The following is a 12425-nucleotide window of genomic DNA, read 5'->3' on the forward strand; positions in this document are numbered from 1 at the left end:
GAACCGATAACGCATGTCTTTGATTGAACGCTATATCACGGTTGAGATCCGCCGCCTGGTGATGATGATCGCCGGGTTTCTGATCTTCATGTTCGCCAGCTACTCCGCCCAGCGCTACCTGACCGACGCCGCCAACGGCACGCTGGCGCTGCGGGTGGTGGCCGACGTGGTTTTCTATAAATCGCTGATCGCGCTGGAGATGATATTGCCCGTCGCGCTGTATGTCTCGGTGGCGGTCGCGCTGAGCCAGATGTACAGCGATGCGGAGATCACCGCCATGCTGGCCGCCGGCGCCAGCCCGCTGCGGCTGTACAAGGCGGTGCTGCTACTCGCCGTGCCGCTGGCGATCGCGGTCACGCTGCTGTCGCTGTATGGCAGGCCCTGGGCGTACGCCAATATTTATCAGCTGCAGCAACAGTCGCAATCGGTGCTGGACGTGAGCCACCTGCAGGCCGACAAATTCAACGTCAGCGGCAACGGCCGCATGATCCTCGCCAATCACGTCGACAAAACGGCCAACCACCTGACGGACGCCCTGATTTATGTGCGCGGCGGCCATCACACCAACCTGTACCGCGCGCAGTCGGTGGAAGTGCTCGACGCCTCCCCCGCCAGCCCCGCCGTGCGGCTGAAAACCGGCACCGCCTATGTGCTGGATCGTGAGGGCGCCGACGACAACGGCCAGAATTACGACAACTTTGACATCGCGCTCAAACCGTTCGTGCCCAGCGCCGAGAGCCGGCACAAGTCGGCCTCGCCGGCGGAACTGGCGCGCTCCGCCGATCCGGGCGACGCCGCCGAACTGCAATGGCGCGAGAGCCGTGGGCTGACCACCGTGCTGATGGTGCTGCTGGCGATCCCCTTTAGCCGCATCAAGCCGCGGCAGGGGCGCTACGCCGCGCTGCTGCCCCTGACGGTGCTGTTTACCGTAATTTTCTATGGCGGCAACATTTGCCGCACGCTGGTGGCCAACGGTTCTCTGCCGACGATCCCCGGCGTTTGGCTGGTGCCGATAGCGATGGCTGTCGGCATCGCCCTGCTGCTGGCGCGCGACTTATCCCTGCTGCGGAAACCCTCCCGATGACTATTTTTAGCCGTTACCTGATCCGCAACGTGTTCATCGGCTTCGCCGCCGCGGCCGGGCTGCTCATCCCGCTGTTCACCACCTTTACTCTGATCAACGAGCTGGAGGACGTCACTCCGGGCGGCTACCGCTGGCAGCAGGCGCTGCTGGTGACCGTGATGACGCTGCCGCGCAGCCTGGTCGATCTGGGGCCGTTTATCGCGCTGCTCGGCGGCATCGTCGGGCTGGGGCAGCTGTCTAAAAGCCTGGAGCTGACGGCGATCCGCTCCGCCGGGATGTCAATATTCCGCATCGCGCTGGTGATGCTCGCCGCCGGGCTGCTGATGAACCTCTCGCTCGGCGCCCTCGATGAATGGGCCGCCTCGCCGCTGCAACAACGCGCGCTGCAGATGAAAAACAACGCGCTGGCGCAGTCGAACAGTAACGACGTCACCGTTAACCCGCTGTGGGCGCGGCGCGGCAACGAGTTTGTGACGGTAAAAACCGTCGATGAGAACGACCAGCCCCACGGCATTGAGATCTTCCGTTATCAGGCCAACCGCGCGCTGGAATCTTACATTTACGCCGACAGCGCCAGCACCGCCGCCGATGGCAGCTGGCTGCTGCACAACGTGATGCAGAAAAGCTGGCAAGGCAGAAAGGAGACGATTCAGCAGCAAGACAGCCTGCCGTGGCGCTCGCTGTTCGCGGTGCCGAGCCTGAAAGAGCTGACCCTGCCGGCCGGCAGTTTCTCGCTCCAACAGCTGGATCGCTATATCGATTACCTGCAGGGCTCGGGGCAGCCCAGCACCGAATACCGCCTGGCGCTGTGGAAAAAACTCGGCCAGCCCCTGCTGGTGCTGGCGATGATTTTGCTGGCCATCCCGTTTACCTTCACCGCCCCTCGCGCGCCCGGCATGGGCAGCCGATTAGCGCTCGGCGTCATCATCGGGCTGCTGACCTACATCGCTTACCAGATCGTCCTCAATCTGGGGTTGCTGTTCGCCCTCAACGCGCCCTTCACCGCCCTCGCCCCGCCGCTTTTGCTCCTGGCATTGTCGCTGGCGCTGGTTTATCGGTTTGATCGGCGGGGTTAGGCATTTTCTGAGATTGATAAGGGATAAGAAGAGAATCGCAATTTCCATTCCAGAGAAAACATCACGCACTCACCTGCTCGCGATTTTTAAGGATGTAAGTTAATGGCAAAGATAGCTGTTTGTATACTGACCTTTAACTCCTCTCGTTTATTACACGAGGTGCTTTCTCCACTCATGAGCATTGCGGATGAGTGGATTGTGGTGGACTCCGGCAGTACGGATAAAACGCTGTCTATTTGCCAAAGCTTTGGAATAAGCCCTATTTATCATCGTTTCGAGACTCACGGACGCCAAATGAACTTTGCGATTTCTCAAGCTCATCATGACTGGGTGTTGTGCCTGGACAGCGACGAAATCCTTGATACCGAAACCATAACGTCCATTTTAAAATTCAAATCGCAGGAAAACCCGCCACCGCAGCAAGCCTTTAGAATCAAAAGGAATTGGTTTGTTCTCGGACAGCCAGTCAGAACGATTTATCCCATCTCCTCACCGGACTACCCCGTTCGACTGTTCAATAGAACACAGGTCAGGTTCAATGATGCTCCGGTAGATGATGCCGCTGAAGGCTATATTCACACGTCGGTCATTCCCGGCAATGTTAAGCACGATACTTTTTACTCTCTCCATGAAATACTCAATAAGCTCAATAGCTATACGACAAGGGTAGTAAAATACAGAGACATTAGGCCCTCAATATTTCGTGGCGTCGTTAGCGCGATCGGCGCATTTTTTAAATGGTACGTACTGAGCGGCGCATGGAAAGAAGGCAAAGTCGGCGCCGTCACTGGTTTCTATGCCGTCGCCTACAGTTTCCTGAAGTATTTTAAATCCTGGTATGGCAAAGATTGATAGCGTTAAGGACAGAAACAGGGGCTGAATGGCAACCGCCATCCAGCCCCTGCTTGCCCAGCCGACGTTAACGCAATTCCTTCGCTATCGCGCTAAACATCAGCGATGCCTCCAACGGTTGCGCGCTGAAAGAAGGTTCCGCCTGCGGCCAGGTGGACCACTGGACGATCACCAGATTCTCCGCCTGATTGACCATAATCATCTGGCCGAAGATCCCCAGCGCCCACAGGGAATGCTTGAGGGAGGCCTGCGGAGCGGGTTCTACGTTGGCCGCATTCACCGGCACTTCGTTGTTCCACCACTGGTAGCCGTAGATGCCGTCAGGATGCGCCGCCGACACCGAGCCCGCCGCCCGCGTCCAGTTGGCCGACTGGGCTACCCAATCTTCCGGCAGGATCTGTTTGCCGTTCGGCAGCTTCCCGTTATGCAGAATGAATTCGCCGAAGCGCCCCCAGTCTTCCAGCGTGGCGTTGAACCCGTGCGCGCCCACGTCGTGCTGGCCTTTCGCGTAGGCATGCCACACGCCGTCGCTCGCCATGCCGTACGGCTGCCAGATGCTTTTTTCCAGATAAACCGCCAGCGGCATGCCAGTGGCGCGCTCCAGCACGTCGCCCAGCAGCCACGCGCCGCCGGAGGAGTAAGACCAGTTCTGCCCGGCCGGATGCGCACGGTGCAGACCGGCTACCAGCTTGCGCACGCAGGCGTAGGTGCCGGGCCTGGCTTCACACTCGGTCAGCTGCGCGAAGTCCGATTTCGGGTTGGTGTAGTCCTCATTCCACGCCACGCCGGAGGTATGGGTGATCAGCTGCCTGAGGGTCACGCCGTCCCACGCGGTGCCTTTCAGATCGGGTTCGTATTGCGTGATGAGATCGTCGAGCGAGCGGATCTTGCCCTGTTTAATCGCCACGCCCACCAGCGTGGCGACCACCGATTTGCCCACCGAGCGTGACGTCCACAGGGTGGCGTCGGTATTGCCCTGCCCCAGATATTTCCAGGCGATTTTGCCGTCTTTCAGCACCAGCATGCCGCTGACGTTCTGGCGCTGCAGGTAATCCTGCAGGCTATAGGTTTTGCCATTCACCCGATAACTGGCGTCCGTTAGCTGTTTAGCGGCAGCCACCAGCGGTATGGCATTGCCGTGGTGAAACACATCCCCGGCATAGTTGCGGTAGTCGTTACGAAAACCGATCACCCGGTCGCTCTGGCTCCAGGTGAGCATCTTGTGCGTGTCCGGCAATTGCGCATCGAAAGGCGCCGGACAGGCGCTGAGTTCGGTGCCCGCACAGGCGGCCAGCGCGACGGGCGCCAACAGGCCGCTGCAGAGGCTGATGACAACGCCCGCCAGCAGGCTGCGGTTAAACACTTTGCTTTTCATATTTTTTCTCGCTTAGCTCAGGAAGGCGTTCAGCTTAAAAAAACGCGGCCTATAATAAAAAACGCCTGATGGGGGAAAATCCCCCGCAAAATCGACGGGAGAACCGCGTGCCGAGCCTGATTTACTCCTTTGCCCAACTGGAAGCCTTCACCGCCGTGGCCGAGCACGGCAGCCTGGCAAAAGCCGCGCTCAAGCTGGGCAAAGACCGCACGACGCTGCGCGATTTGATTGATTTTCTTGAGGATGGCTTGGGCTATGCGCTGTTCCTGCGCGAGGGGCGCAGCCTGCACCTGACGCCGGAAGGCGAGCAGCTGCAACGCCAGGCGCACCTGCTGATGCGGCAGGTGAAAGCGTTTGAGGCGTTCGCCAAAGACGTGCCGAAGAGCGCGGCGCAGGAAATCTCGCTGGTCTACGATCCCTTTACCCCCCGCACGCTGCTGCAGGCGCTGATTGCCGCCATGGCCCAGCGCAACACGCGCCTGAGCCTGATTAACGCCTCGCGCGACGAAGCAGAAAGCCTGCTGGCAAGCGGCCAGGCCGATCTGGGCATCTGCCAGGCGCGCAACCGCAGCGTGGGCGACACCATGGAGTGGCGCGCCTTAGGGGCGATAGAGATGGATTTTTACGCCGCCAAAACGCTTTTCCCCGGCGCGGAACAGCCGCTCTCGCTGCTGGAACTTTCGCTCACGCCGCAGGTGATCATGCACCCGGACTCTGACGAACCGGTGGCGCGCCGCCTGCAAATTTCCGGGCATACAATATTTACCAACGAGCTGGAAATGCTGCGCGCCCTGCTCGAACAGGGCTGCGGCTGGGGATTCTTGCCGACGCATATGCATGCCGAACAGTGGAAAAACGTCAACACGCTGCGCACCGAAGTGGGCAGCCAGGGGATCAGCCAAACCATGGTGACCATCTGGAAGCCGGGCAATGACCGGCGGGCGCTGATTGATGAGACGCTGGCGCTGTTGCCGGGGTTGTGGCGGGGGTGTTAAGTTTTCTAAAAAATGGAGGTTTATAATTAATTTTCCTAAGAATTATAAATTAGACACCTTGAGTAAATAGTTTCTCTTTCAGGATGGATCTAAAAATCAGAAGATAACTAAGTAACTAGGTGAATATATGTGCACCAACGAAAAGTTTAATGTTATGATGTGTGTAATTAATTGGTAATTATTTAATTATTTAATTATTTAATTATTTAATTATTTAATTATTTAATTATTTAATTATTTAATTATTTAATTATTTAATTATTTAAACATAATAATTGACAAAGATTAAAGTCTACCAGCTATTTGGAGTGGGAAATTAATGCCGCATGTTTAGCGGCATTTTAAACCTAGTAACTTATCTTTATAGCCAATCATATCTAATGTTAAATTATTCTAAACTAGTTACATATTTCCAAATTGAGTCTTCTGATCTATTAAGCTCTGTTATTATTTTTTCAATTCTACCTTGGAATTTTCTTACTGGTTTATATATCATTTCCCCCTTGTCCTTGCTCGTCTCAAGAAACCCGTTGCTAATAAGGTATCTTAACACTTGATTCATGTTTTTTTTATTTACATGAGCAAGACCTTTAGTTAAAGTATGCTCTAACCTGCCATTACCATCCTGTTTGTATACTTTTATTAAAATGGAAACAAGAATCTCCTGCGTTTTATTCAGCCCAGAGTTTTTTATTGACGTTAAGGTGTCTACCGATTCATAATTTTCAATAGTGCAATTTTCAATCCAATCCGGCAACCCTGTTGCCGAAGAAACACCATACAAACTTACGATATGGCATGATTGCATGATTACGCCAGGAGGGTCTATCTTACCTAACTTGACATATTCGAAAATTCCATTTCTAAAATTTACATTACTAATTTTACTATTATCAAAATCGATAAATCCAAAATGAGGTTCATCAAACATCAAGTTGTTCATATTTAATTCCTGATCCCCTTCTGAGGAAATTGCTGATATAGCATCAGAAATAGAAACTCTATTTACCTTATCTCTGTGTAGAGCATTTTTAATATAATTAACGAATGCTGTTTTTAAATTTTTCTCTTCTATCTCCTTCACCAAAACAGATGTTCCGAGAGAATAAAGTGGATTTATCCATTTTAGATCAGATAACCTTTGGTCCCCGGACTGAATTTTTTCAGAAAGATCTAGCGCCCTTAATCCATCAAGAATGAATGTATCAATAAAATTTCTATCACTAGTTTCTGAACTTACGCGCCCCAACCCAGGCAAGCGCTGCAACATCACAGTAGATTGCTCATTCGGGTAAGTACCTGTAACTTCATGAAATACATTAACCACTTCAACTTCTGTTAGAGGTCCGTAATTCTGAGGCTTGTTTCTAGTCAAACTTGCTAGCCGTATTAATACATTTTTCACCGTTTGCTCATCAAGTATTGGATGTATTAATGAGTCTCTTTTACACATTGCGTCAATAAAATCAAACCAAAATCCTATTTCATTATTTTTAGATGACTCAAAAAGTTCTGAGACCTTATCAACCTTTAGTGAGGCTATTGTTTTCAAAACAAGCGGCTTTTTGGGTAACCACTCAGGTAATTCAACAGCGATATGGTTTAGTTGTAGATATTTGTCAAACTCTTCTACACTAAATTCATTCTTGCATTTTGCTATTGTGGAATTTTTAGCGTCCATACCCAATGCTGAAAACATTTCAGCTTCACTATTAAAGTAGTGATCCCTTCCAGAAATTAAACAGCCTGCGCCAGTTTTACTCAATAGATCCTTGACCCCCTGTAAGGCATGCTTCCTTAGCTCAATAAGGGTACTTTTGTTTTCACTCCATGGCCGAGATCCTATTTCATCAAAACCATCTAATAGGAAACACAATCTTTCACCGTTATATGCTTTTATAACACTGCTGGTTTGGCTCTCGCTCATACCCAAATTTATAAAATGTCTTCTTATTATTTCAACGGCGCTAACCAATCCCCAGACTTCTTTTAAATCAATGGCTATGGGATATAAGAGCGTTTCATTGCTTTTTTTTGATAATATTTTAAACACTTCTTTGAAACATCTACTTTTCCCTGATCCATAGTCTCCTAGGAGGATTATTTTCTCGCCTTTGAGAATTCTCTCAGCGATTTCAACTGCATCAATTTCGCCTTTCTTTTGATGCAAATAGCCAACGGGAGTATATGCTGATGTATCATCTTTCCCTGTTAATGGATCAATCGCACTACCGAATTGTTTACTAGAACGCACTGTGTTATAAGCTGAAAAATCAAAAAACATACGTTGAAAATCCATGAAGCTTATAACATTTATAAAGTACTCATTACCCGCGTCTCTCATACCTTGCGTCGGGATAAAGCCACAGATTATATATGGTCTTACCATTATATTTTTAATCATCATGCTCATTCTTACAGCTTGAATCTTAGCGATGTCAGATCTAATTTTATCCAAGCTTTTGTTTTCTGTAACCTCTATAATAACATGCTCAATTTCGGAGATTTTAAGAACACAATCGAAATTCACACCATTAATTCTTTCTGGATTTGCTGGCATATTCCAAATATACTGAGAATATTCACGGACATTTTTCTCCAAATTACTCCAACTAGTCATGGCATACTCCATAGCATTGTTTTTCCAATATATTCAGCCAGAATTAATAATGGCCATCATTCAAAAACTTAGCTTCAACCCTTCAAAAAAAACAAATATAGCAACCTATGTAAACCCCTGCGAATTGTGTATGTGATTATAACACTACAATGTAGGCAGCTTTATATTTTAGCACTAAATCATCGACCATGGTTCTTCGCATGACACTTAATAAACTTTTTATATAAAAATATCCAATAATTAAATTTAAATAAATTAACAATCAAATAATATTACTTCATTGTTTTTTATTTGTATCCCCGCACTCCCCCCTAGCACCGCCCCCGCCCTTTCCCTACAATAAGGGATCTGTTGAGGCATAACGCAAGGAAAGACGGTGTCGAAAGCCAATCCCAATGCCACTATCGTGGATATCGCCCGCCGCGCCAGGGTGACCAATATCACCGTTTCCCGCGCCTTCAATAAGCCCGAGCTGGTCAAGCCGGAAACCCGCGAGCGCATTCACGCCATCGCCAAAGAGCTGAACTATGTGCCCAACGCCTTCGCGCAGGGACTGAAAAGCAGCAGCAGCCAGATTATCGGCATCGTTACCAGCAGCATGTACAACCCGTTCTATTCCGGCCTGATCAAGACCGTGTCGCGCATTGCGCGTCAGCAGGGCTACCAGATCATGCTGTTCGACACCGACGGCAGCGAAGAGGCGGAAATGCGCGCCATTCAGGCGCTGTTCGGCTACAAGGCGCGCGGCATCCTGCTGTCGGCGGTGCGCGACGACAAGCGCTACCGCCCCGCCTATCTCGAGCTGGCCGAGGTGTATGGCGTGCCGCTGATCCTTATCGACCGCGATCTCTACGATCAGCAGCTGAGCGGCGTGTTCCTCGATAACCGCGAGATCGGCGTGCTGGCCGGGCGCTATCTGGCGGAGCAGCCGGAGCAGAAGCTGCTGATTATCGGCGGCCCGGCGGATTCGGAAATTACGCTAACGCGCACCGCCGGCATCGTCGCGGCCTTGCAGGGCAGCGGCCGTGAGATTCATATCATCAACGGCGACTACGATTTCACCTCGCAAGAGAGCGAAGTGCGCGCCTATCTGGCGCAGCCGGAGAACCGCCCGGATTACATCATCGGCCTGAACGGCATCATCACGCTGGGCGCCATCGCCATCTGCCACGAGATGGGGCTCTATCAGCAGGTGAAGTTCTTCTCGATAGACGAGCCGCCGCGCGCCGGCGCTTACGGCCTGCACATTCCGGGGGTGTATCACGATACGCAGAAACTGGGGGAGATCGCCGCGGAGCTGCTGTTCAGCGCCATTAACAGCCCGCGCGGCGAGTTGCCGGTGCGCAGAGAGTTCTTCACCGGCTCTCTGTTGAATCGCTGACGGGCGCTATTGCCCGTAGTAGGCGTGTTTGCCGTGCTTGCGCAGGAAATGTTTGTCCAGCAGCTCCGGCTGCATCGGGGCGATGGCCGGCGCCAGCTGGCGCGTCGCCATCGCCATGATCGCCACCTCTTCCAGCACCACCGCGTTGTGCACCGCATCCGCCGCGTCCTTGCCCCAGGCGAACGGGCCGTGGGAGTAAACCAATACCCCCGGCACCTGCTGCGGATCGCGCCCCGCCTGATTGAAGGTCTCGATAATCACCTTACCGGTTTCCCCCTCGTAATCCCCGGCGATCTCCGCCTCGCTCATCGGCCGGGTGCAGGGAATGTCACCGTAAAAGTAGTCGGCGTGGGTGGTGCCCAGCGCCGGGATCGGCTGCCCGGCCTGCGCCCAGATGGTGGCGTTGCGGCTGTGGGTGTGCACCACGCCGCCGATATCGGCGAAGGCGCGGTACAGCGCCAGGTGGGTGGCGGTGTCGGATGAAGGCTTGCGGTGCCCTTCGCGCACCTTGCCCTCCAGATCCACCACCACCAGATCCTCCAGCGTCATCGCCTCGTAGGCGATGCCCGAAGGCTTGATCACCACCAGCCCGCTCTGGCGGTCGATCGCCGAGACGTTGCCCCAGGTAAAGGTCACCAGCCCGTATGCCGGCAGGCTGAGGTTGGCGGCCAGCACCTGCCGCTTGAGTTCGTTCAGCATGCGATGCCTCCCTCATTCATCTGTTGTTCGAGCCAGGCCTTGGCCTGGGCGATGCGTTGCTTATCCCGCCCGTCTTCGCGCGCCCACATCTCCAGCAGATAGGGGCCGCGATAGCCGAGCGCGTTGAGCACGGCAAAGGCGTGGGCGAAATCCACGCAGCCTTCGCCGAACGGCACGTCGCGGAACTGCCCGGCGCTGCCCGGCCCCACCGCGACGGTGTCTTTGAGGTGTATGGCGGTGATGCTGCCGATGCCCAGCGCCAGCTCGGCGGCGACGTCGTTGCCCCAGGCGCTGAGGTTGCCGAGATCGGGATACACCGTGAACCACGGGCTGTTGACGTGGGGGGCGATGTCGCGCCATTTGCTGATGCTGTTGATGAACGGCGTGTCCATCACCTCCACCGACAGCATCACCTGCGCCCTGGCGGCCTGCGTCGCCGCCCACTGCATGCCCTCGATAAAGCGTTCGCGGCTGTGGCGATCGGCGGGTTCGTAATAGACGTCGTAACCCGCCAGCTGGATGTTGCGGATGCCGAGATCCGTCGCCAGTTCCAGCGCCTTGCTCATCAGCACCCGCGCCCGTTCGCGGGTGGCGGCGTCATGGCTGCCGAACGGATCGCGCCGGTGCGCCGACAGGCACAGGCTCGGCACCGTCACCCCGCTGTCAAGCCGCGCCTGGATAAACGCCAGCCGCTGGCGGCGATCCCAGTCCAGCCGCTGCTGGCGCGCCGGCTGCTCGTCGATCGACATCTCCACGAACTCAAAGCCCAACTCGGCGGCGGTGGCCAGCCGCTGCGGCCAGCTCAGATCGGCGGGCAGCGCCTTTTCATACAGCCCCAGACAGGCGGCGTTAGTCGTTTGCATCAGTCACCTCACTCAAAGCCTGGGCGACCGCCAGATAGCGCGCCTGCTGGGCGCGCAGGAGCCGGTGGGCGGCGGTCGCGGGATAATAACAGCGCAATTTGGGCGGCGCGGCGGCGATCGCTTCGGCGAACCCGGCATACTCCCCGGCGCCGACGGCGGCGCATAGGGCGGCGGCGCGGCAGCCGCTTTGGCGGGTTTCCACCACCTCAAGCGGCAGGTTGCCGGCGTCGGCGTACATCTGCATCCAGACCTCGGACTGCGTCGGCCCGCCGGTCATGCGCACCCGTTCGATGCGCGGGTTCAACTGCACCATGCGCTCCTGATGGATCAGGTGCGAGAACACGATGCCCTGGTAGATCGCCTGCACCACGTCCGCCATCTCGTGGTGGGCGCTCAGGCCGATCAGCCCGCCCGGTGTGTTGCCGCCGAGGTTGGAGCCGTACAGATACGGCAGGAACAGCAGCCCGCTCGGCTGCTCGCGGCGCTCGGCCACCCAATCGTTGAACTGGGCGTAGCGCTGCCGGTCGTCGGCGCAGAACTGGCGCAGGAACCAGGCCAGGTTGCCGGCCGAGGTCGGGCTGCCTTCGTGCGCGAAATAGCGGCCGTCGATGCAGTAGCGCCCCCAGGCATAGGGGTAATCGGCGGGAATGATGCGCTCGGTCACGCAGGTGGCGATCGACCAGGTGCCCGCCACCGCGCTGAGCGTGCGATCGTCGGCCACGCCGGAGCTGAGCGCCGCGCCCACCACGTCGAACAGGCCGCCGTATACCGCGGTGCCCGTTCGCAGACCGCACTGCGCCGCCGCAGCGGCCGTCACCCGCCCGGCCAGCTGCGCCGAGCCGATCACCTGCGCGGTCTTCTCCTGCGCCTCTTCGATGCCGAAGGCCGCCATCAGCGCCGGATCGTAAGCGCCGCTGCGCTGGTTAAACAGGTTGCTGCCGGAGATGTTGGTCACCTCGGCCGCCGCCTCGCCGGTGAGGCGAAAGCGCAGGTAGTCGTGCGCCATCAGGATGCGATCGACGGCGGCGTACTGCGCCGGCTGCCGCTGCTTCAGCCAGCGCAGCAGCAGCGCCGGGTGGCTGGGCCACAGCGGCTGCAGGCTGCGCGGGTAGGTCTGCGCGTCCACGCCGGCGCGGCGCAGCTCAGCCGCCGTGGCCGCCGCGCGGTTGTCCGAAGAGAGGATGCCGTTGCCGACCGGTTTGCCGTGGCGGTCGATGGCGTACAGCCCTTTGCCGTGCGCCGAGAAGCTGACGCCGCGCACCTGCCCGGCCTCCAGCCCCGCCGCGTGCAGCGTCTGGCGGATCGCCGCGCAAACGTCATCCCACAGCGCGTCCATATTGCGTTCGCTGAAGCCCGGCTGAGCGGCGATCGCCGCGCCGTCGCGCTCGGCGATCGCCAGTTCTTCGCCATCGGCCCGGTACAGCCCGGCCTTGATCACCGTGCCGCCGACGTCTATGCCAAGAAAAACTGACATCGCGCC

General features: G+C 55.7%; 10 protein-coding genes. 5 read left to right on the forward strand and 5 right to left on the reverse strand.

Annotated elements, in window-relative coordinates; translation table 11 throughout:
* Positions 1-13: 13 nt before the first annotated feature.
* From lptF to J0F90_RS16100, 3 genes are all read left to right on the forward strand, one after another.
* Positions 14-1084 (forward strand): LPS export ABC transporter permease LptF, encoded by a 1071-nt coding sequence (gene lptF / locus J0F90_RS16090; RefSeq protein WP_033639867.1) that lies wholly within the window; start codon positions 14-16, stop codon positions 1082-1084.
* Complete coding sequence (gene lptG, locus J0F90_RS16095) at positions 1081-2160, forward strand: LPS export ABC transporter permease LptG (protein ID WP_033639866.1); 1080 nt, start codon at positions 1081-1083, stop codon at positions 2158-2160. Before lptF ends, lptG begins: the two co-directional genes overlap by 4 nt.
* Before the next feature lie 102 nt (positions 2161-2262).
* On the forward strand, positions 2263-3012 hold the full coding sequence (locus tag J0F90_RS16100) for a glycosyltransferase family 2 protein (RefSeq protein WP_033639865.1): 750 nt from the start codon (positions 2263-2265) through the stop codon (positions 3010-3012).
* 67 nt (positions 3013-3079) lie between these two features.
* On the opposite strand, the gene J0F90_RS16105 is transcribed toward J0F90_RS16100, so the two are convergent.
* The gene (locus J0F90_RS16105; protein WP_033639864.1) at positions 3080-4387 is read right to left on the reverse strand and encodes a serine hydrolase domain-containing protein; all 1308 of its coding nucleotides are present in this window, start codon (positions 4385-4387) and stop codon (positions 3080-3082) included.
* 107 nt (positions 4388-4494) lie between these two features.
* Between J0F90_RS16105 and J0F90_RS16110 the strand changes: the two genes are divergently transcribed.
* Complete coding sequence (locus J0F90_RS16110; RefSeq protein ID WP_033639863.1) at positions 4495-5382, forward strand: LysR family transcriptional regulator; 888 nt, start codon at positions 4495-4497, stop codon at positions 5380-5382.
* A 388-nt stretch (positions 5383-5770) separates the two neighbouring features.
* Here J0F90_RS16110 and J0F90_RS16115 read toward each other — a convergent pair whose 3' ends face one another.
* Positions 5771-8002, reverse strand: coding sequence for an NACHT domain-containing protein (locus tag J0F90_RS16115; RefSeq protein ID WP_126186780.1), 2232 nt, complete (start codon positions 8000-8002; stop codon positions 5771-5773).
* 376 nt (positions 8003-8378) lie between these two features.
* On the opposite strand from J0F90_RS16115, the gene J0F90_RS16120 reads away from it, so the two are divergent.
* Entirely contained in the window at positions 8379-9383 is a 1005-nt protein-coding gene (locus tag J0F90_RS16120) for a LacI family DNA-binding transcriptional regulator (RefSeq protein ID WP_004935582.1), read from the forward strand.
* Positions 9384-9389: 6 nt separating this feature from the next.
* On the opposite strand, the gene araD is transcribed toward J0F90_RS16120, so the two are convergent.
* The 3 genes from araD to J0F90_RS16135 are packed head-to-tail and all read right to left on the reverse strand — an operon-like array spanning position 9390 to position 12419.
* Positions 9390-10082 (reverse strand): L-ribulose-5-phosphate 4-epimerase, encoded by a 693-nt coding sequence (gene araD / locus J0F90_RS16125; protein ID WP_033632583.1) that lies wholly within the window; start codon positions 10080-10082, stop codon positions 9390-9392.
* Entirely contained in the window at positions 10076-10945 is an 870-nt protein-coding gene (locus J0F90_RS16130) for an L-ribulose-5-phosphate 3-epimerase (RefSeq protein WP_033639861.1), read from the reverse strand. The genes araD and J0F90_RS16130 overlap by 7 nt, the downstream gene beginning before the upstream one ends.
* Entirely contained in the window at positions 10932-12419 is a 1488-nt protein-coding gene (locus tag J0F90_RS16135; protein WP_033639860.1) for an FGGY-family carbohydrate kinase, read from the reverse strand. The genes J0F90_RS16130 and J0F90_RS16135 overlap by 14 nt, the downstream gene beginning before the upstream one ends.
* Positions 12420-12425: the final 6 nt, after the last annotated feature.

Source organism: Serratia marcescens subsp. marcescens ATCC 13880, assembly GCF_017299535.1.
Classification (GTDB): domain Bacteria; phylum Pseudomonadota; class Gammaproteobacteria; order Enterobacterales; family Enterobacteriaceae; genus Serratia; species Serratia marcescens.

Excerpts from the sequence above, each read along its gene's own strand:
- lptF (WP_033639867.1), top strand. The coding sequence starts at position 14 with ATGTCTTTGATTGAACGCTATATCACGGTTGAGATCCGCCGCCTGGTG.
- lptG (WP_033639866.1), top strand. The coding sequence starts at position 1,081 with ATGACTATTTTTAGCCGTTACCTGATCCGCAACGTGTTCATCGGCTTC.
- J0F90_RS16100 (WP_033639865.1), top strand. The coding sequence starts at position 2,263 with ATGGCAAAGATAGCTGTTTGTATACTGACCTTTAACTCCTCTCGTTTA.
- J0F90_RS16105 (WP_033639864.1), bottom strand. The coding sequence starts at position 4,387 with ATGAAAAGCAAAGTGTTTAACCGCAGCCTGCTGGCGGGCGTTGTCATC.
- J0F90_RS16115 (WP_126186780.1), bottom strand. The coding sequence starts at position 8,002 with ATGACTAGTTGGAGTAATTTGGAGAAAAATGTCCGTGAATATTCTCAG.
- araD (WP_033632583.1), bottom strand. The coding sequence starts at position 10,082 with ATGCTGAACGAACTCAAGCGGCAGGTGCTGGCCGCCAACCTCAGCCTG.
- J0F90_RS16130 (WP_033639861.1), bottom strand. The coding sequence starts at position 10,945 with ATGCAAACGACTAACGCCGCCTGTCTGGGGCTGTATGAAAAGGCGCTG.
- J0F90_RS16135 (WP_033639860.1), bottom strand. The coding sequence starts at position 12,419 with ATGTCAGTTTTTCTTGGCATAGACGTCGGCGGCACGGTGATCAAGGCC.